19 protein-coding genes are annotated in these 19,957 nt (G+C 70.3%); 12 read left to right on the top strand and 7 right to left on the bottom strand.

Annotation, left to right across the window (positions count from 1 at the left end):
- Positions 1-156 precede the first annotated feature (156 nt).
- From ACIP89_RS16475 to ACIP89_RS16450, 6 genes are all read left to right on the top strand, one after another.
- A complete protein-coding gene (locus ACIP89_RS16475) occupies positions 157-1,239 on the top strand; it encodes an MFS transporter (RefSeq protein ID WP_401927091.1) in 1,083 nt (360 codons plus the stop codon).
- On the top strand, positions 1,236-3,560 hold the full coding sequence (locus ACIP89_RS16470) for a molybdopterin oxidoreductase family protein (RefSeq protein WP_402115408.1): 2,325 nt from the start codon (positions 1,236-1,238) through the stop codon (positions 3,558-3,560). Before ACIP89_RS16475 ends, ACIP89_RS16470 begins: the two co-directional genes overlap by 4 nt.
- A 7-nt stretch (positions 3,561-3,567) precedes the next feature.
- Positions 3,568-4,170: a 4Fe-4S dicluster domain-containing protein gene (locus tag ACIP89_RS16465; protein ID WP_024489583.1), complete on the top strand. Its 603-nt coding sequence runs from the start codon at positions 3,568-3,570 to the stop codon at positions 4,168-4,170.
- Entirely contained in the window at positions 4,167-4,940 is a 774-nt protein-coding gene (locus ACIP89_RS16460; RefSeq protein WP_402115406.1) for a Rieske (2Fe-2S) protein, read from the top strand. The genes ACIP89_RS16465 and ACIP89_RS16460 overlap by 4 nt, the downstream gene beginning before the upstream one ends.
- A complete protein-coding gene (locus tag ACIP89_RS16455; RefSeq protein ID WP_401927084.1) occupies positions 4,937-5,317 on the top strand; it encodes a hypothetical protein in 381 nt (126 codons plus the stop codon). The genes ACIP89_RS16460 and ACIP89_RS16455 overlap by 4 nt, the downstream gene beginning before the upstream one ends.
- A gap of 165 nt (positions 5,318-5,482) precedes the next feature.
- On the top strand, positions 5,483-5,692 hold the full coding sequence (locus ACIP89_RS16450) for a hypothetical protein (protein ID WP_402115405.1): 210 nt from the start codon (positions 5,483-5,485) through the stop codon (positions 5,690-5,692).
- Between the two features lie 5 nt (positions 5,693-5,697).
- Here ACIP89_RS16450 and ACIP89_RS16445 read toward each other — a convergent pair whose 3' ends face one another.
- The 6 genes from ACIP89_RS16445 to ACIP89_RS16420 all read right to left on the bottom strand — a co-directional run bounded on the left by ACIP89_RS16445 (position 5,698) and on the right by ACIP89_RS16420 (position 12,075).
- Entirely contained in the window at positions 5,698-6,240 is a 543-nt protein-coding gene (locus tag ACIP89_RS16445) for an MscL family protein (protein WP_402115404.1), read from the bottom strand.
- Between the two features lie 96 nt (positions 6,241-6,336).
- Positions 6,337-6,873 (bottom strand): hypothetical protein, encoded by a 537-nt coding sequence (locus ACIP89_RS16440; protein ID WP_402115402.1) that lies wholly within the window; start codon positions 6,871-6,873, stop codon positions 6,337-6,339.
- 432 nt (positions 6,874-7,305) lie between these two features.
- A complete protein-coding gene (locus tag ACIP89_RS16435) occupies positions 7,306-8,139 on the bottom strand; it encodes an S-methyl-5'-thioadenosine phosphorylase (protein WP_401927078.1) in 834 nt (277 codons plus the stop codon).
- A 90-nt stretch (positions 8,140-8,229) separates the two neighbouring features.
- Positions 8,230-8,598 (bottom strand): FmdB family zinc ribbon protein, encoded by a 369-nt coding sequence (locus ACIP89_RS16430; RefSeq protein WP_402115401.1) that lies wholly within the window; start codon positions 8,596-8,598, stop codon positions 8,230-8,232.
- Positions 8,599-8,664: 66 nt separating this feature from the next.
- A complete protein-coding gene (locus ACIP89_RS16425; RefSeq protein WP_401927072.1) occupies positions 8,665-9,948 on the bottom strand; it encodes an MFS transporter in 1,284 nt (427 codons plus the stop codon).
- A gap of 369 nt (positions 9,949-10,317) precedes the next feature.
- Positions 10,318-12,075: a potassium/proton antiporter gene (locus ACIP89_RS16420; RefSeq protein WP_401927183.1), complete on the bottom strand. Its 1,758-nt coding sequence runs from the start codon at positions 12,073-12,075 to the stop codon at positions 10,318-10,320.
- Between the two features lie 276 nt (positions 12,076-12,351).
- Here ACIP89_RS16420 and ACIP89_RS16415 point away from each other — a divergent pair, with 276 nt between their 5' ends.
- Positions 12,352-15,102 (top strand): penicillin acylase family protein, encoded by a 2,751-nt coding sequence (locus ACIP89_RS16415; protein ID WP_401927067.1) that lies wholly within the window; start codon positions 12,352-12,354, stop codon positions 15,100-15,102.
- A gap of 31 nt (positions 15,103-15,133) precedes the next feature.
- On the opposite strand, the gene ACIP89_RS16410 is transcribed toward ACIP89_RS16415, so the two are convergent.
- Positions 15,134-15,718 (bottom strand): 5-formyltetrahydrofolate cyclo-ligase, encoded by a 585-nt coding sequence (locus tag ACIP89_RS16410; protein ID WP_401927180.1) that lies wholly within the window; start codon positions 15,716-15,718, stop codon positions 15,134-15,136.
- Between the two features lie 107 nt (positions 15,719-15,825).
- On the opposite strand from ACIP89_RS16410, the gene galU reads away from it, so the two are divergent.
- The 5 genes from galU (at position 15,826) to ACIP89_RS16385 (ending at position 19,813) form a co-directional block, all read left to right on the top strand.
- A complete protein-coding gene (gene galU, locus ACIP89_RS16405; protein WP_401927062.1) occupies positions 15,826-16,728 on the top strand; it encodes a UTP--glucose-1-phosphate uridylyltransferase GalU in 903 nt (300 codons plus the stop codon).
- 4 nt (positions 16,729-16,732) lie between these two features.
- Entirely contained in the window at positions 16,733-18,043 is a 1,311-nt protein-coding gene (glp, locus tag ACIP89_RS16400) for a gephyrin-like molybdotransferase Glp (RefSeq protein WP_402115398.1), read from the top strand.
- Positions 18,044-18,165: 122 nt separating this feature from the next.
- Positions 18,166-18,666 carry a cyclic pyranopterin monophosphate synthase MoaC gene (moaC, locus tag ACIP89_RS16395; RefSeq protein ID WP_401927059.1) on the top strand — a complete coding sequence of 167 codons (501 nt, stop codon included), beginning with the start codon at positions 18,166-18,168 and terminating at the stop codon, positions 18,664-18,666.
- Positions 18,663-19,181, top strand: a complete 519-nt coding sequence (locus ACIP89_RS16390) for a molybdenum cofactor biosynthesis protein B (RefSeq protein ID WP_401927057.1) — start codon at positions 18,663-18,665, stop codon at positions 19,179-19,181. Before moaC ends, ACIP89_RS16390 begins: the two co-directional genes overlap by 4 nt.
- Before the next feature lie 17 nt (positions 19,182-19,198).
- Positions 19,199-19,813: a GNAT family N-acetyltransferase gene (locus ACIP89_RS16385; protein ID WP_401927173.1), complete on the top strand. Its 615-nt coding sequence runs from the start codon at positions 19,199-19,201 to the stop codon at positions 19,811-19,813.
- The last annotated feature ends 144 nt before the right edge of the window (positions 19,814-19,957 follow it).

The raw sequence follows: 19,957 nt of genomic DNA, 5'->3' as shown, positions 1-19,957 counted from the left end.
ACCCGCGAGGGCGGGAGGAGCGGAGAGGGCGTCCGGACATCCGGGTATCCGGGCGTCCGGGTATCCGGGCGTCCGGATGGCGTCCCACGGCGACGCGCTCACCCCGTAGAGCCGCAAAACAGGACTAACACCCCCTTATATCCCTACGGTGGCGGGGTGACCGAGCCACCAGAGCCCTCCGCCGACAGGCCCGCCCGTTTCGCGCCCCCGGGTACCCGGTCCGCCACGGCCCGCGCGACCGCGGCCGGCGTCATCGTCTCCCTCCTGCTCGTCATCGCGATCGTGCTGGGCAGCAGGCTTCTGGAGAACTTCGACTCGGCCCTCCTGCCCTACGCCGTGGCCACCGTCTTCCTCGCCTTCGGCGTGGCCTACCGCTACACGGTGTGGGTCTCCGCGCCCGGGGCCCGGCGGCTGTTCAAGAAGGGCTGGGGGAGCCTCTTCTCGGTGGCCAACTTCCGCAACGCCCCCACCGCCCTGCCGAAGATGATCGCCACCTACCTCGGCTTCCAGAAATTCCTCGGCGCCCGCTCCCACGCCCGCTGGGCCGCCCACCAGCTGATCTTCTGGGGCTGCATCCTCGCCTCCCTGATCACCTTCCCGCTCACCTGGGGCTGGTTCACCTTCACCTCCGGCAGCGGCTCAGGACCCGGCTACGAGATGCGTATCTGGGGATTCAAGATCATCGGATTCGACTCCCTGAACATCCTCGGCTGGCTGATGTTCCACGGCCTGGACATCGCCGCCGTCCTCGTCATCCCGGGCGCCTCCTACTTCCTGTGGCGCCGGATGAAGGACCGGGGCGCCATCACTGGCCAGCGGTTCGCCTACGACCTGGTGCCGCTGATCGCGCTCATCGTCATCGCCGTCACCGGCCTGCTGCTCACCTTCTCCTCGATCTTCCTGCACGGCGGCGGATACGAGTTCCTGGCGATCCTCCACATGGTCTCGGTGGTCTTCACCCTCATCTACATCCCGTTCGGGAAGTTCTTCCACATCGTCCAGCGGCCCGCCGCGGTCGGCATGCAGCTGTTCAAGTACACCGGCCGGCAGGACCAGGAGGTCTTCAGCTGCCGCCGCTGCGAGGAACCCATCGACACCGCCCCGTACGTCGAGAACCTCCGCGGCACCATGCGCGACCTCAGCCTCGACTTCGACGCGTGGGCCGAGTACTGCCCGCGCTGCAAGCGGGTGCTGCGCGGCAGTGCCTATCTCTCCCAGGTGAAGAAGGGCTTCAAGTGACCGCGGACCCCCGTGCGGCCGACCCCCTGGCGATCGTGCCCCTCGACCCCTCCCTCGCGCCGCCGGGTACCCGCGCCTTCCGGGACGCGGGCGGCATCCCCGCCGACCAGTGGCACGCCGACCAGAACGGCGAGACGCTCGTCCCCACCCACTGCTGCTTCTGCGGTGTCCAGTGCGGGATGTACCTCCGCGTCGACCGGGCCGGCAAGGTCTTCGGCGTCGAGCCGCGCAACCACGACATCAACCGGATGCGCCTGTGTCCCAAGGGCATCAACGCCTACCAGCAGGTCAACCACCCCGACCGGCTCACCGCCCCGCTCATGCGCCGCACCCGCGACGAGGACTTCCGGGAGGTCTCCTGGGACGAGGCCCTCGACTTCACCGTCGCCGAGATCAAGCGCATCCAGCAGACCCACGGGAACGACGCCTTCGGGCTGCTCGGCGGGGCCAGCCTGTTCTCCGAGAAGACCTATCTGGTCGGCAAGTTCGCCCGGGTCGCCCTCAAGTCCCGGCACGTCGACTACAACGGCCGGCTCTGCATGGTCAGCGCCGCCGGTGCCAACAAGCTCGCCTTCGGCATCGACCGGGCAGGCAACCCCTTCTCCGACATCCTGCTCACCGACTGCCTGCTGATCGCGGGCTCCAACGTCGGCGAGTGCTTCCCCGTGATGACCCAGTACGTCTGGGGCGCCCGGGACCGCGGGGCAAGCCTGATCGTCATCGACCCGCGCGAGACAGCCATCGCCCGGACCGCCGACATCCACGTCGCTCTCAAACCCGGCACCGACTCGGCGTTTTTCAACGCCGTGCTGAACGTGGTCATCGAGGAAGGGCTCACCGACGAGAGCTATCTCGCCGCCCACGCCACCGGCTGGGAGGAAGTGAAGGCCAAGGCCGCCGAGTACCCGCCGGCCAGGTCCGCCGAGATCTGCGGGGTCCCCGCCGAACAGATCGTCCAGGTAGCCCGCACCTTCGCCCGCGCGCCCAAGGCCATGGCCTGGCACGCCCGCGGCATCGAGCACCATTCGCAGGGCGTCGAGAACTGCCTCACCGTGATCAACCTCTGCACCGCCACCGGGCACATCGGCAAACCCGGCGCCGGCTACGGAACCCTCACCGGCCAGGGCAACGGGCAGGGGGGCCGCGAGCACGGCCAGAAGTCCGACCTCCTTCCCGGCGGCCGCTCCATCAACAACGAGGAGCACCGACGGCAGATCTGCGAGATCTGGGGCATCGAGGAGTCCGAACTCCCGCCCGCCGGAACCTCGATGATGGAAATGGTCTGGCAGATGCAGCGCCGCGAGATCCGCGGACTGATCGGCATCTGCAACAACCCGTTCGTCTCCCTCCCCAACTACAAGGTGGTCAAGGAGGGGTACGACGCGACGGAGTTCCACGCTCAATTCGACTTCTTCCTCTCCGAGACCGCTGCCAACGCGCATGTCGTCTTCCCCGTCACCACCTGGGCAGAGGACGACGGGGTGATGGCCAACGCCGAGGCCCGGGTGGTCAAGCACAACAAGGCCCAGGACCCGCCCCCCGGCGTACGGACCGACACCTGGGTGATGTGCGAACTGGCCAAACGCCTCGGCGCGGGTGACAAATTCACCTTCGCCGACTCCCGCGAGGTCTTCGACGAACTGCGGATCGCCTCCGCGGGCACCGTCAACGACTACTACGGCATCACCTACGAACGGCTGGAGGAGACGGGCGGAATCGCCTGGCCCTGCCCCTCCACCGACCACCCCGGCACCCCCCGCCTCTTCGAGGACGGCAGGACCTACCACCCCGACGGCAAGATCCATCTGCAGGTCGTCGAGTGGCACCCGCCGATGGACCCGTACGACGACGAGCACCCGATGTCCCTCACCACCGGACGCACCGTCGCGCACTTCCTCTCCGGCAACCAGACCCGCCGGCTGGGCGCACTCGTCGAGCAGACCCCGCGCCCCTGGGCCGAGGTCCACCCCTCCCACGGCTTCCGCAACGGCGAACCGGTCCGCGTCGTCACCCGGCGCGGCAGCGAGGTCTTCCCCGCCCTGGTCACCGAGGCGATCCGCCCCGACACCGTCTTCATCCCGTACCACTGGCCCGTCCCCACCGCCGCCAACGCGCTGACCATCGACGCCCTGGACCCCCGCTCCAAGATTCCGGAGTACAAGGTCTGCGCCTGCCGCATCGAGCACGCCGTGGCGATCGACGAGGTCCCCGCGCCCCCGGTCGCGCCGGGCCATGTCGCCTACCCGGAGACCCAGGTCTCCCGCACCGACCCGCTGCCGCCCACCTCGCCGCAGGGCCGCGGCACCTCGGAGAGGAGCTGATGCCCGCATGATGGGCAGAACGATCTTTATCGACCCGGGGCGCTGCATCGGGTGCCAGGCCTGTGTCTCCGCCTGCCGCGAGTGCGACTCGCACCGGGGCAAGTCGATGATCCACCTCGACTACACCGACGAGGGCCAGTCCGTCGCCTCCCTTCCCACGGTCTGCATGCACTGCGAGGACCCCGTCGCCCCCTGCGCCGAGGTGTGTCCCGCCGACGCGATCCTGGTGACCGCCGACGGGGTGGTGCAGCAGGCCGACACCACCCGCTGCATCGGCTGCGCCAACTGCGTCAACGCCTGCCCCTTCGGTGTCCCGAAGATCGACCTCCAGGCGAAGCTGCAGATGAAGTGCAACCTCTGCTACGACCGCACCGCCTACGGTCTCGCCCCCATGTGCGCCACGGTCTGCCCGACCGGAGCGCTCTTCTACGGAACCGTCGAGGAGCTCCAGGCCGAGCGCCCCGGCGTACAGGTGGCCGACACCTTCGTCTTCGGTGAGAGTGAGGTCCGTACCGGCGTGGCCATGGTCGTCCCCGCCGACCGGGTCCAGTGGCCGGTGCCAGGCGGTCTGCCCGTCGTCGAGATCAACGGGAAGGACGTCCGCCGATGAGCGTCACCGACCAGCCGCCCTCCCCGCCGCCCGCCGGGGACCCGCGCGAGGCCCTGCACGACCGGATCGCCGCGGACTCCCTCACCACCAGGCGCGACTACCTGCGGATCGTCGCCACCGTCTCCGGCGGGCTCGCCGTCGGCGGCCTCGGTGTCGCCGCCGGCATCCTCCCGCGCCACGGTGAGCCCGACGACGCCAAGGCGCCCCAGCCGAAGAAGATCAGCGCTCAGCTGCTGCCCGGGGAGTCCGTCTCCTTCCGTTACCCGGACGAGGAGGACCGCGCGGTGGCCGTCCGGCTCAATGACGGGACGCTCGTCGGCTACTCCGCGATCTGCACCCATCTCGCCTGCGCCGTGCTCTGGCGGAAGGACCGGGGCTCCGAGGGCGAGCTGTACTGCCCCTGCCACGAAGGTGTCTTCGACGCCCGTACCGGCGAGGTCACCGCAGGACCGCCGCCTCGCGGTCTGCCCAAGGTGGTGCTCACCGAGCAGACCGACGGCAGTGTCTGGGCGGTGGGTACCGCGTACTCCGGCGAGAGCGCCGAGCACGGGCTCTGCCGACAGCTGGGCGACGACCGCCCGGACCTCGCCTCCCGGATCGGCTGTCCCGGAGCCAAGCGGGGCGCGGAGGCCCCCGGCGCGGCCGGCGTCACCGGAGCCGGCGAAGCCACCGGTGCCACGGCGGCCCCCCGTGCCACGGCGGCCCCCCGTGCCACGGCGGCCAGCGGGGCCGCTGCCGCCGACGCCCAGACCTCCGGCAGGCGGACATGAGCGACGCCCAGCAGCCCGAGCCCGGCCCGCACTACCCGGAGTACCACCCGGGCAGCGCCCGGCCCGAACTCAACCGGCCCGTCCACGAGCGCTATCCCCAGATCCGGCCCACCAGCGGGTACGGCGACCCCCGTGTCCGCCGCACCGGACCGGGACCGGGAGCCGGCACCGACCAGGAGCCGGAACGCTCCTCGAAGCTCACGGCCCGGCTGACCCTCGCCATGACCGTGGTCATCGGGCAGCTCTGGGGGCTGACCGTGATCATCGACGAATGGATGGAGGGCCACTCCGGCACCGCCTGGTGGGGCGCCGGATTCCTGTGCCTGTCGTTCCTCGTGGTGCTCGGCCTCTGGGCGCTGGACCCGAAGGACCGCTGAGCGGGGGCACGCTCCGGAGGCGGGACGTATCCCGGAGGGCGGCCGGGCCCCGGAGGGCGGCCGGATCGAGGATCCCGGACGTATCCCGGATGCCGGATTCATCCCCGAGGGCGGCCGGACCGAGGAGGGCGGCCGTATCCCCGAGGGCGGCCGTACCCTGGAGGCATGAGTACCGCCCCCTCCTCCGGACCGCGCGATTCGAAGCCGGGCCCGCCGGACCCTCCCAAGCCGAAGCCGGCGCTGGTCTTCGACGACCCGCTGGACCAGCAGTCCTCGGACGATACGGACCGGGGCTGGGGTGAGCGGTCCCCCTCCGGCGGCAGCGCCGCCGATCTGGCCCGCTTCCTCGACGACAAGCCGCCCCACCACATCTGAGCCGGTTACTCCCGGCCGCCCGGCCCTGAGCCCCCGGCCCCGGTGCTGCCGTCCGCCGGGCCGACCCGTTGCGAGACCAGCGCGTCGCGGATCTCCTTGAGCACCTCCAGCTCGCTGACCTCCAGCGTTTCCTGGACGCCCTCCTTCGCCGCCAGCATGGCCGCGCGCCTGGCGAGGTACTTCGCCATCGGGAGGACCATCAGGAAGTAGACGACGGCGGCGGTGATCAGGAAGCTGAGGGTGGCGCTGAGCACCGACCCCCACAGGATCCGGATTCCCTCGGTCGCCTCGCCCGTCGTCGGGTCCGTCGTGCACGGGCCCTTGAGGCAGGAGCTGTAGTGCTCCAGGTCCTTGGTGCCGAACGCACCGACGAGCGGATTGATGACGCCCTTCACGATCGCGTTCACGATGTTGGTGAACGCGGCGCCGATGACGACGGCGACCGCCAGATCGATCACATTGCCACGCATCAGGAAGGCCTTGAAGCCGTCCAGCAGGTTGGCCTTCTTCTTCTCGCTCAAGGGTGAGCCGTCCTTCGTGTGTGCCATAAACGGAGCGAACTCCTCCGCAACTTACGGCAGTACAAAGCGAAACAGTCCAATTCAGCGCAGTTGACAGGTGACATGATGGTTCGTCAGTGCGAATCAGCACAGAATCACCGCAAGTCCGGCTGAGGCTCCCGCGCCCGCCAGCGTCGCGGCCGTGGCTCGCGGCACGGACAGCACGACCAGCGCCCCGTTCTCCGTCGGGCCCCCGGCAGACGTCTGCGGCACCTGGGCCACCCGCGCGCTTCTCGCCAGTACCCGGGCATCGGTCCCGGACCCCGCGGAGGCGATCACATCGACGCGGTCTCCGGGCCGCAGCAGCCGTACGGTCGCCGCGTCCGCGATCCGTACCGGCGCCGACACCAGACGGACCGGCGGCGACGCCCGCTCCCGCGCCGTCCCGGCCGTGCTCGCCGCGGCACCGGCCGCTTCGGTCCCCGTACCGCCGTCGCCGCCCCGGCCCTCACCCCCGCCGAACCCCGAGGCGGCCAGCGCGGCAGCGGTCAGCGCCAGTCCCGCGGCAACCGACCGCCGCCGGCGCCACGCGGCCCGCCACATCCGCTGCCCGCCGCCACCGCGTACCCGCAACGGCGGGAACGCGGGCACCCCGCAGGGCGCGGGAGCGGGCGCGGACATCAACGGAGAGCCGGACGAAGGGGCGGGGGAGGAGACGGATGAGAGGACGGAGGAGGGGGCGGGACGCGGAGATACGGATGAGTCGAGTGAGCGTGGCGAACGCATGACGAACACCGCCTGGGTGAGGAGTCGCGGATCCGGAGCCGGGACGGCCCCGATGAACAGACCCCACGATCCGGCATGCACGGGATTCCCGCTGAGCCCTGTGGACGGCTCAGCGAATGTGGATAACTCCCCCACCCACCCGAGACATTCACCCGAGAAACCCACCCAGGAACCGGCTCAAGAACCGACTCAAGATCCGACCCCAGAAACCAACCCGAGGAACGCACCCCAGGAGCCCATCCCAGAAACCCACCTGAGGACCCACAGAAACCAACCCCGGGAACCAACCCCAGGAACCAACCCCGGAGACGCGCCCCGGGATCCCGTCTACGGCAGCTCGATCCCCGTGTCGATGCCCTCCAGTGCATGCGCGCACGGGCAGTCCCGGTCCGCCTCCGCGGGCAGCCCGGCCACCGCGTCGAAGAGGACCGAGCGCAGCCGGTCGACGTTGGATGCGAAGACCTTGAGCACTTCGGCGTGGGAGACTCCCTCGCCGGTCTCCGCGCCCGCGTCCAGGTCGGTCACCAGGGTCATCGTCGTGTAGCAGAGCCCCAGCTCACGGGCGAGCACGGCCTCCGGGTGCCCGGTCATGCCGACCACCGACCAGCCCATCGCCGCGTGCCAGCGCGATTCCGCCCGGGTCGAGAAGCGCGGCCCCTCGACGACCACCAGCGTTCCGCCGTCCACCGCCTCCCAGTCCCTGCCCCGGGCCGCCGCCAGCGCGGCCTTGCGCCCCTTCGGGCAGTAGGGGTCGGCGAAGCCCAGGTGCACCACGTTCGGCACCGCGCCGTCGGCCCGGGTCTCCCCGTCGTAGAAGGTCTGGGTGCGGGTCTTCGTCCGGTCCACCAGCTGGTCCGGCACGAGCAGCGTCCCCGGCCCGTAATCCGGCCGGAGCCCGCCGACCGCACAGGGGCCGAGCACCTGGCGCACTCCGACCGAGCGCAGCGCCCACAGATTGGCGCGGTAGTTGATGCGGTGCGGCGGCACAGCATGACCGCGGCCGTGCCGGGGGAGGAAGGCGACCCGGCGGCCGCCGATCTCGCCGAGGAAGACGGAGTCGCTCGGCTGTCCGTAAGGGGTGTCCACGCGGACCTCGGTGACGTCCTCCAGGAAGGAGTACAGGCCCGAGCCGCCGATCACACCGATCTCTGCGTTTGCCATGCCGTCACACTATCGGGGCCGCAAACGCCGATGACCCCGCCGAGTTGGATCAGCGGGGTCACGGGTGAAGCAGGTGGGTGGGGTGCCGGCTCAGGCAGCCGACGAACCGCTTGAAGAGCCCGAGGAAGAAGAGCCGGAAGAGCTCGACGACGACGAAGAACTCGAAGCGGAGGACGCCGACGAGGAGGCCGAGGACTTGCTGTCCGACCCCGTCGAGGACGAGGACGATCCGGAACCGGAGTTCTTCGCGGCGGCCGGTGCGGGCGTGCTGCTCGACGAGGAGCCGCGGCTGTCGTTCCGGTAGAAGCCGGAACCCTTGAAGACAATGCCGACCGCCGAGAACACCTTCTTGAGGCGTCCTTCGCAGCTCGGGCACACCGTCAGGGCGTCATCGGTGAACTTCTGCACCGCTTCGAGGCCCTCGCCACACTCGGTGCACTGGTACTGATAGGTCGGCACTTGTTCCTCCTGGCACTCTGACTCAATGAGTGCTAACGACGCTCCATAGTGACGTATTCCGCTGGATCAGTCCACTGTGACCGGCCCGCGGTGACCGATACCACGTGCCACGGTCCGCTCCGAAGGGCTCGGTACGAGCCTGGAACGCAGCGCCAGCAGCGTCACCAGCGCCAGCACCGTGCCCACCAGCGGCACCAGGAATCCGGTGCTCGCGCCATGGGCGTCGGCGAGCTGCCCCGCGATCGTCACGGCCGCCGCCTGCCCGAGTGCGACCGCACCCGTCAGCCAGGTGAACGCCTCGGTCCGGGCGGACGCGGGCACCAGCGCCTCGACCAGCGTGTAGCCGCTGATCAGGGCCGGGGCGATGCAGAGACCGACCAGCAGCCCGAGCGCGGCCAGCAGGGGCACGGAGTGCACCGCCCACAGCCCGGACGCGGTAAGGGTCAGCGCCGCGTACCCGGCGATCAGCCGGCGCCGCGGCCCGCTCTTCCAGGCGATCGCACCGCAGGCGATCCCGGCCAGCATGTTGCCGGCCGCGAAGATTCCGTACAGCACCCCGTTCGCGCCGGGCCTGCCGATCTCCTCCGCGAAGGCGGTCAGCGAGACCTGCATGCCGCCGAAGACCGCGCCGATCCCGAGGAAGGCGACCGCGAGCACGCGCACGCCGGGCACCGACAGGGCGGAGGCGTGCCGCGGGGAGCCGGTGGTCCCGGCCTCGCGCACGGGCGGCTGGGTGGCGCGCTGCGCGGCGAAGAACAGCCCGCCGACCAGCGTCAGCGCGGCTTCCGCGAGGAGCCCCGCCGCCGGGTGCACCCCGGTGCACAGGGCGGTGGCGATGACGGGACCGATGACGAAGGTGAACTCGTCCGTCACCGACTCGAAGGCGGCGGCGGTGGACATCAGGGGCGAGGCCTCACGGCCGGGCGCCGCCCCGAGCACGGCCGCCCAGCGGGCCCGCACCATGGGGCCGATCTGCGGGATCGAGGCACCCGTGGGCACCGCCGCCAGGAACAGCGCCCAGATCGGCGCGTCCGCCAGCGCGAGCGCCGTCAGCGCGCCCACGGAAGCCCCGTGCACCAGCACGCCGGGCAGCAGTACGGCCCGCTGTCCGAACCGGTCCGCGAGCTTACCGGTCTGCGGTGCGAACAGCGCCATGGAGACGCCGCTCACGGCGGCGACGGCGCCCGCGCTGCCGTAGGAGCCGGTGGTGTGCTGGACCAGCAGGACGATGCCGATGGTCAGCATGGCGAAGGGCTGCCGTGCTGCGAAGCCCGGCAGGAGGAAGGTCCACGCACCCGGAGTGCGCAGCAACTGCCCGTATCCGGGGCGGTCGGAGACCGTGGACACCACGGTCCATGCCTTTCTGCCGCCTGGTGGCCGTGCTCCTGCGTTACGGGCCGGCACCTGGGTGCGGGCCCGGTCAGGGGCTGCCGAGAGCTGTCCTCTTCGCGCGGAACTGCGGTAGATGCCGGGCGCTCGCAGCAAAGGCGGAGGACGCCACGACCGCCATACGGTCGCGCCAGCTCTGCGTCAGGCAGAGTTGGTCGATCAAGGTCGTTGGATATCGATCGTCTGGATGCCGATCGCTTGTCGATCGCGCGTCATGGCCGTACGCGTACGGCCGACGGGCAGATTCCTTTCATCGTACAGGCAGGTTTCCAGGTGCACCTGCGATTGTGCGCCAATCACCCTCCGTAACCTGCGAAGACGGGTGCGTCCTCACTGGTGGGCCTTCGCGTCACGGTCTTTCGCGTCACGGTCTCTCGCTTCGCGGTCTTCTGCGTCGCGGTCCTTTGCCCCGCGGCCCTTCGCGTCACCGCCCTTCGTCCCACTGCCTCTGGTGCCGCTGCCCGTTGTCCCGTTGCCCTTTGCCCCAACGCCCTGGGCGTCGCGGGTCCTCGCTTCACGGATCTTCGTCTCGCGGGTCTTCATCTCCCGGGGCGGTGCCCCGTGCGCCCTCGTCTCGTCCGGTGTCCGGCCCAGCTTCTTCACCGCCTTGAGCGCGTTGGAGACATGCGGCCCGGTGAAGGGCTCCGTGTCGGGATTCCCCTCGGTCCCCAGCCAGCCGGCCAGCTTGCCGCCCTCGCCGACCGCGCGCAGCCGTGCCTCCGTCGCGTCGCGCACCGGATCGGTCGTGACCACCAGCAGCTCGTCGCCCCGGCGCAGCACCGTCGGCGGGGTGGGCACGAAGCTCTTGTCGTCCCGTACGACGAGGGTGACCCCGGCCCCCGAGGGCAGTCGCAGTTCACCGACCTCGACGCCGTGCATCTTCGACTTGGCGGGGATGGCCACCGACAGCAGATGTCCGCGCAGCCGTTCCAGGGGCGCCGACTCGATGCCCAGGTCGGCGGCCTCGGACGGGTCCTCCGCGATCTTGAGGGCCTTCGCGAGCCAGGGCAGCGTCGGGCCCTGGATCAGGGTGTAGACGATGACGAGTACGAAGACGATGTTGAAGACCCGGGTGGAGCCCTCGATGCCGGACACCATCGGAATGGTCGCCAGGATGATGGGCACGGCGCCGCGCAGTCCGGCCCAGGACATCAGGGCCTTCTCCTGCCACGGCAATCGGAACGGCGCCAGCGAGAGGAAGACCTCCAGCGGCCGGGCCACCACGGTGAGCACCAGGCCCACGACGACGGCGGGCCAGAAGTCGTCGAGCAGATCGTGCGGGGTGACCAGCAGGCCGAGCAGCACGAACATGCCGATCTGGGCCAGCCAGCCGAGCCCGTCCGCGAAACCGCGGGTGGCGGGCCAGTGCGGCAGCTTGGCGTTGCCGAGGATCATCGCCGCGAGGTAGACGGCGAGGAAGCCACTGCCGTGGACCATGGCGCCCGCCGCGTACGCGGTCACCGCGATCGCCATCACGGCGATCGGGTAGAGGCCGGAGGCCGGCAGCGCCACGTGCCGCAGCCCGAACGAGCCCAGCCAGCCGACCGCGATGCCGATCGCCGCGCCGATCGCCAGCTCCAGCGCTATCTCGCCGACCAGCACGTACCAGTGGTCCACCGGGCCGACGGCCGAGAAGGCCACCACCAGGATCACCACGGGGGCGTCGTTGAAGCCGGATTCGGCCTCCAGGACGCCGGTGATCCGGGACGGCAGCGGCACCTTGCGCAGGACGGAGAAGACCGCGGCGGCGTCCGTGGAGGAGACGACCGCGCCGATGATCAGCGCCTGCCGCCACTCCAGGCCGACCAGGTAGTGCGCCCCGGCGGCGGTCACGCCCACGCTCACCGCGACCCCGACGGTGGAGAGCATCGCGGCCGCGGGCAACGCCGGCCTGACCTCTTTCCACTTCGTGCCGAGGCCGCCCTCGGCGAGGATCACGACCAGGGCCGCGTACCCGATGACCTGCGTCAGTTCCGCGTTGTCGAACTTGACGTCGAAGAGCCCGTCCTGCCCCATGACGACCCCGATGCCGAGGTACAGGAGCAGGCTCGGGAGCCCGCTGCGCGACGAGATCCGGACCGCCGCCACCGCGACGAGCAGGACAAGTGAGCAGACGAGCAGGAGCTCGTTGAGCGCGTGGACAGTCAGTGGCCGGTCCTTCCCTGCGAGCGCCTGCCGGATGGTGTTCCGGCGGCCGGTACTTCGTTACCTTACCTAATCTTTAACGTTTTCTTGATGCGTTCGAGTACTCGTGCGATCGCTACGCAATTCGAACCATCCCGATACCGCGTCAGAGGGGCTCCGAAGCTGCGCCTATGGTTGCTCCTGCACTCCCAGGACCACCCTGCCCCTCGAAGGACAGCGATGCCCGCCAACACAACCGCCTCTTCCGGCTCCACCGGTTCCGCCGGTGGCGGGTCGCGCAAGAAGAAGGGGCGACGCGCCCGACTGATCGTGATCGTCCTGGTGCTGGCGCTTGTCGCGGGTATCGGATACGGCACGTACTGGTCCGTATCGACCGTGCGGGCCTCGTACCCGCAGACCAACGGGACCGCCCGGCTCGCGGGCCTCGACAGCAACGTCGAGGTCAAGCGCGACAGCTACGGCATTCCGCAGATCTACGCGGACTCCGACTCCGACCTGTTCCGCGCCCAGGGATTCGTCCAGGCGCAGGACCGCTTCTGGGAGATGGACGTCCGCCGTCACATGACGGCCGGCCGGCTCTCCGAGATGTTCGGGTCCGGCCAGGTCGAGACGGACTCCTTCCTGCGCACGCTGGGCTGGCGCAAGGTCGCCCAGGAGGAGTACGACCACGTCCTGTCCGCGGAGACCAAGAAGAACCTCCAGTCGTACGCGGACGGCGTCAACGCCTACCTCAAGGGCCGCGACGGCAAGGACATCTCCGTCGAGTACGCGGCGCTGGGCCTCACCAACGACTACAAGCCGGTGAAGTGGACCCCGGTCGACTCCGTCGCCTGGCTGAAGGCGATGGCCTGGGACCTGCGCGGCAACATGCAGGACGAGATCGACCGTTCGCTGATGACCAGCAGGCTCGACGCGAAGCAGATCGAGGACCTGTACCCGCCCTACCCGTACGACAAGCACAAGCCGATCGTCTCCGAGGGCGGGATCTCCCCGGCCACCGGCGAGTACGACCCGCAGGCGGCACCGTCCGACTCGCTCGGCTCCTCGACCGTGCAGGGCGCCACCGAGGGGCTCAACACCCAGCTCGGCGCGCTCTCCGACACCCTCGACGAGATTCCCTCGCTGCTGGGCCCGAACGGCACCGGCATCGGGTCGAACTCCTGGGTGGTCTCGGGCAAGTACACGACGACCAACAAGCCGCTGCTCGCCAACGACCCGCACCTGGCGCCGCAGCTGCCCTCGCTCTGGTACCAGATGGGGCTGCACTGCCGCAGCGTCTCCGCCACCTGCAAGTACGACACCGCCGGTTACACGTTCTCCGGTATGCCGGGCGTGATCATCGGCCACAACCAGGATGTCGCCTGGGGCTTCACCAACCTGGGCGCGGACGTCACCGACCTCTTCCTGGAGAAGGTCTCGGCGGACGGCTACCAGTACGACGGCAAGGTGAAGCCCTTCACCACCCGTGAGGAGACCATCAAGGTCGCGGGCGGCAGGGACCGGCACATCACCGTCCGCGAGACCAACAACGGTCCGCTGGTCTCCGACCGCAGCAGCGAGCTGGAGAAGGTCGGCCAGAAGGCGCCCGTGACCAACGCCGCGCCGGACCGTGCGGACGGCTACGGGGTGGCGCTGAAGTGGACCGCGCTGGAGCCCGGCAAGTCCATGGACGCGGTCTTCGAGCTGAACCGGGCCAAGGACTTCACGACCTTCCGCGCGGCGGCCGAGCACTTCGAGGTTCCCTCGCAGAACCTGATCTACGCCGACACCAAGGGCCACATCGGCTACCAGGCGCCGGGCAGGATCCCGGTCCGCAAGTCCGGCGACGGCACGATGCCCAGCCCCGGCTGGTCCTCCGCCTACGGCTGGAAGGAGGACCCGATCCCGTTCGACGAGCTGCCGTACGAGTACGACCCGAAGCGCGGGTACATCGTCACCGCCAACCAGGCGGTCGTCGACGAGGACAAGTACCCGTACATGCTCACCAAGGACTGGGGCTACGGCACCCGCAGCCAGCGGATCAACGACCTCATCGAGTCGAAGATCAAGGGCGGCGGGAAGATCTCGACCGACGACATGCAGAAGATGCAGATGGACAACACCAGCGAGATCGCCGCGCTGCTGGTGCCCGAGCTGATGAAGATCAACATCTCGGACAAGGACGTCCGCGAGGCGCAGAAGCTGCTGGAGGGCTGGGACTACACCCAGGAGTCCGACTCGGCGGCGGCCGCGTACTTCAACGCGGTCTGGCGCAACATCCTCAAGCTCGCCTTCGGCGACAAGCTGCCCAAGGAGATGCGGGTCAAGGGCGAGTGCCTGAACGTGCCGCCGGCCAAGAGCTCCGGCCCGGTCGACGAGCAGGACAGGCTGGTACGCGAGTGCGGCCAGCGCGCCCCCGACTCGGCGCAGCCGGACGGCGGTGACCGCTGGTACCAGGTCGTCGAGAACCTCATGGACAAGCCGGACAGCGACTGGTGGAAGACGCCGGCGAACCGCAAGGACAAGGCGACCGGCAACCGCGAGGAGCTCTTCGCCCGCGCCATGAAGGACGCGCGCTGGGAGCTGACGGCGAAGCTCGGCAAGGACATCACCACCTGGAACTGGGGCCGGCTGCACCAGCTGACCCTGAAGAACCAGACCCTCGGTACGGAGGGGCCCGGACTGCTCCAGCGGGTCCTCAACCGGGGTCCGTGGAACCTCGGCGGCGGCGAGGCCGCGGTGGACGCCACCGGCTGGAACGCGGCCGGCGGCTACGAGGTCGTCTGGGTCCCGTCGATGCGGATGGTCGTCAACGTGGGGGACTGGGACAAGTCCCGCTGGATCAACCTCACCGGCGCCTCCGGGCACGCGTTCAGCGCGCACTACACCGACCAGACCGACAAGTGGGTCAACGGTGAGCTGCTCGACTGGTCCTACGGGACGAACGCGGTGACCGGCTCGACGACGGACACGCTGACCCTGAAGCCGTAAGGACTGCGGCGGCGGGCGGGCCCGCGGCGCTTCAGCCGATGCCGAAGCGCCGCGATCCCGACGGTGTCACCACCGCGTCCACGGGCTGGTCGTGCGGTTCCTCCGGGACCCGTGCGGCCACCTCGGCGTCGTACAGCAGGACGATCAGCGCCGGGTGCGCCCCGGCCGCCGAGAGGCGGGCCAGCACCCGGTCGTAGCTGCCGCCGCCCCGGCCGAGCCGCATCCCGCGCCCGTCCACCGCGAGGCCCGGCAGCAGCACCGCGTCGGCGTCCAGTACGGCGTCGGGGCCGAGCCGCTCGCCGTCCGGCTCCAGCAGTCCGCGGCCGGCCCTGGCGAGGCCGCCCGCGCCCTCGTACGGCGCCCAGTCCAGGTCGTTGTCCGGCAGGAGCACCGGCAGCAGTACCCGCACTCCCCGTGAGCGCAGCGCGTCCAGCAGGGCGCGGGTGCCCGGCTCGCGCCCCACCGAGACGTACGCGGCGACGGTTCGGGCCCCGGAGAGCTCGGGGAGCGTGAGCGCGCGGCGCGCCAGCGCTTCGGCGGCCCGTTCGACGTCCTGACCGGTCAGGAGGCTCCGTGCGGCGAGCAGTTCGCGCCGCAACAGTGCCTTTGCGGACATGTCGGTGTTCAACGGGGCACCCACGGACCTCTCGTACTGGCGTATATGAGTACAAAGTTAACCGGAGGCTCATCTTCCGCCCATGTGCGCCGGTTAAGGTTCAGCGCATGACTCAGTCGAACCCCAGGATCAGCAAGGCTGTCATTCCGGCGGCGGGCCTCGGTACCCGCTTCCTGCCGGCCACCAAAGCCACTCCCAAAGAGATGCTGCCTGTCGTCGACAAGCCTGCCATCCAGTACGTCGTCGAGGAGGCGGTGGCCGCAGGCCTCTCCGACGTACTGATGATCACCGGTCGCAACAAGCGTCCCCTGGAGGACCACTTCGACCGCAACTACGAACTGGAGTCCGCGCTCACCCGCAAGGGTGATGCCGAACGGCTGCGCAGGGTGCAGGAGTCGAGCGACCTCGCCACCATGCACTACGTCCGCCAGGGTGACCCGCGCGGCCTCGGCCACGCGGTGCTGTGCGCGGCGCCGCACGTCGGTGACCAGCCGTTCGCGGTGCTCCTCGGCGACGACCTGATCGACCCGCGCGATCCGCTGCTGGCGCGCATGGTGGAGATCCAGGAGCGCGAGGGCGGCAGCGTCGTCGCGCTCATGGAGGTACCGCCCGAGCTGATCCACCAGTACGGCTGCGCGGCCGTCGAGCCCACCGCCGAGAGCGATGTGATGCGGATCACCGGCCTGGTCGAGAAGCCGGAACCGGCCGACGCGCCCAGCAACCTCGCCATCATCGGCCGCTATGTCCTGGACCCCGCCGTCTTCGGGATACTGCGCCGGACCGAGCCGGGCCGGGGGGACGAGATCCAGCTGACCGACGCCCTGCAACTGCTGGCGGAGGACGAGAAGACCGGCGGCCCGGTGCACGGGGTCGTCTTCAAGGGCCGCCGCTATGACACCGGTGACCGGAGCGATTACCTCCGTGCCATTGTCAGACTCGCGTGCGAACGTGAAGATCTGGGTCCGGAGTTCCGGACCTGGCTCCGCAGTTACGTCACCGAGGAGATGTAAGACCTTGAGCAGCACGATCTGGTCGGTGGACGAGCACCTGGAAGACATCCTCGCCGCGGTGAAGCCGCTCGAACCCATCGAGCTGCAACTGCCCGACGCGCAGGGCTGCGTCCTGGTCGAGGACGTCGTGGTGGAGGTCGCCCTGCCGCCCTTCGACAACAGCTCGATGGACGGCTACGCGGTCCGCGTCTCCGATGTGGAGGGCGCCACAGAGGAGTTCCCCGCGGTCCTCACCGTCATCGGTGACGTCGCGGCGGGCGACGCCGGGCTCCTCGGTGACCAGCGGGTGGGGCCGGGGGAGGCCGCCCGCATCATGACCGGCGCCCCGCTGCCGGCCGGCGCGGAGGCCGTGATCCCGGTCGAGTGGACCGACGGCGGCACGGGCGAGGGCCCCGCCGCCTCGATGCGCGCCCATAGCGACGCCCCGGAGGGTGCGCGCGGCGAGGTCCGGGTGCACCGCCCGGTCGAGGCCCGTGCCCACGTCAGGGACCGGGGCAGCGACGTCCGGCCGGGTGATCTGGCCCTGCGCGCCGGTTCGGTGGTCGGACCGCCGCAGATCGGCCTGCTCGCGGCGATCGGCCGCTCGACGGTGAAGGTGCGGCCCCGGCCGCGCGTCGTCGTCATCTCGACCGGCAGCGAACTGGTCCAGCCCGGCGAGGAGCTGACCGGAGGCCAGATCTACGACTCGAACAGCTTCGCGCTGACGGCCGCCGCGCGCGACGCGGGCGCGATCGCCTACCGGGTCGGCGCCGTCACCGACGACGCCGAGACGCTGCGGGCCACGATCGAGGACCAGCTGATCCGCGCCGACATCGTCGTCACCACGGGGGGCGTCAGCGTCGGCGCGTACGACGTCGTCAAGGAGGCGCTGTCCTCGGTGGGCGACGAGGACGAGCCGGGCAGCGGCATCGACTTCCGCAAGCTGGCCATGCAGCCCGGCAAGCCGCAGGGCTTCGGCTCCATCGGCCCGGAGCACACCCCGCTGCTGGCGCTGCCGGGCAACCCGGTCTCCAGCTACGTCTCGTTCGAGCTGTTCGTACGGCCCGCGATCCGGACCCTGATGGGCCTGCCGGACGTCCACCGCCCCACCGCCAGGGCCACCCTGGTCTGTGACAAGGCGCTGTCCTCGCCCGACGGCAGGCGGCAGTTCCTGCGCGGCACGTACGACGCGGAGGCGGGCACCGTCACGCCCGTGGGCGGCTCCGGATCGCATCTGATCGCCGCTCTCGCCCAGGCGGACGCGCTGATCGTGCTGCCCGAGGACGTCACCTCGGCCGAGCCCGGCACCGACACCGAGGTGATCCTGATCCGCTGACCGGCGCCGGGTGGCGGTACGGTATCTGCCGCTGTGCCTTCCGGGGGACATCCCCCGGACCCCGGGCCCGCACCCCGGTGCGGTTCAGGGGCAACCGGCGCCCTACCGCTAGGCGGAGTGAGTTGAGTACGCAGAACAGGCTGACGCATATCGACGAGGCGGGCGCCGCCCGCATGGTCGACGTCTCCGAGAAGGACGTCACCGCGCGCGTCGCCCGTGCCAGCGGCCGGGTCCTCGTCTCGCCGCGCGTCATCGAACTGCTCCGGGGCGAAGGGGTCCCCAAGGGCGACGCCCTCGCCACCGCCCGCATCGCCGGGATCATGGGGGCCAAGCGCACCCCGGAGCTGATCCCCCTCTGTCACCCGCTGGCCGTCTCCGGCGTCACGGTCGACCTGAGCGTGGCCGACGACGCGGTGGAGATCCTCGCGACCGTGAAGACCACGGACCGCACGGGCGTGGAGATGGAGGCGCTGACCGCCGTGTCGGTCGCCGCGCTCACCGTCGTCGACATGGTCAAGGCGGTCGACAAGGCCGCGGTCATCACCGGCATCCGGGTCGAGGCGAAGTCGGGCGGCAAGTCCGGCGACTACCGCCGCACCGCGCAGTCCGGGGCGGACGCATGAGCGCCCCGGCGAGGGATTCCACCGGCTACCGCGCCCTCGTGGTGACCGCGTCGAACCGCGCCGCCGCCGGGGTCTACGCGGACAAGGGCGGCCCGCTGATCGCCGAGGCGCTGACCGGGCTCGGCTTCACCGTCGACGGCCCCCGGGTCGTCCCCGACGGCGACCCGGTCGAGCGGGCGCTGCGGGACGGGGTGGCCGCCGCGTACGACGTCATCGTCACCACCGGCGGTACGGGCATCTCGCCCACCGACGGCACTCCCGAGGCCACCCGCGCCGTCCTGGACCACGAGATCCCCGGCATCCCCGAGGCGATCCGTGCGGAGGGCAGGGACAAGGTCCCCACGGCCGCGCTCTCGCGCGGTGCGGCCGGTGTGGCCGAACGCACGCTCATCGTCAATCTGCCCGGCTCCACCGGTGGGGTGCGCGACGGTCTCGCCGTCCTGAGCCGAATCCTGGTGCACGCCGTCGACCAGCTGCGCGGCGGAGACCACCCCCGACCCGGGAGCCCGAGCTGAACGTCCCGACCTGGCCGGTGACCCTGGTGGACGGCGACGTCACCCTCCGGCCGATAAAGCTCCGCGACCAGAACATGTGGCGCGAGGTCAACCGGCGCAACAGGGACTGGCTGCGCCCCTGGGAGGCGACCGTGCCGCCGCCCGCCCCCGGCGGCCCGGTGGCCCAGCGCCCCACGTACCGGCAGATGATCCGGCACCTGCGGTCCGAGGCCCACGCCGGACGGATGCTGCCGTTCGCCATCGAGTACCGGGGCCGGCTGGTCGGCCAGCTGACCGTCGCCGGGATCACCTGGGGCTCGATGTGCTCGGGCCACGTCGGCTACTGGGTCGACCAGGAGGTGGCGGGACGCGGGGTGATGCCGACCGCGGTCGCCCTCGCCGTCGACCACTGTTTCCGCGTGGTCGGACTGCACCGGATCGAGGTGTGCATTCGCCCGGAGAACGCGCCCAGCCGGCGGGTGGTGGCGAAACTGGGATTCCGGGAGGAAGGGATCCGGCCCCGCTATCTGCACATCGACGGTGCCTGGCGGGACCATCTGATCTACGCGCTCACCGCGGAGGAGGTGCCCGACGGCCTGCTCCGGAGGTGGCAGCGGGCCAGGCCGGAGCAGCCCGAACATCGTACTAAATGAAATGTATGTTCGAAATTGATCGCCGTTTGACCGCTACCGGGTGGGCAAACACCGACTGTTGATCCGAACAATCACAAAAAAAGTCCTTGATATCAGCAGGATCGTGCGACACACCGCGCCAATTGGCGGATGCCTCCATGCAAA

This window comes from Streptomyces sp. NPDC088730 (assembly GCF_044751215.1).
Taxonomy (GTDB): domain Bacteria; phylum Actinomycetota; class Actinomycetes; order Streptomycetales; family Streptomycetaceae; genus Streptomyces.
This window is presented reverse-complemented; position numbering and strand designations above follow the sequence as displayed.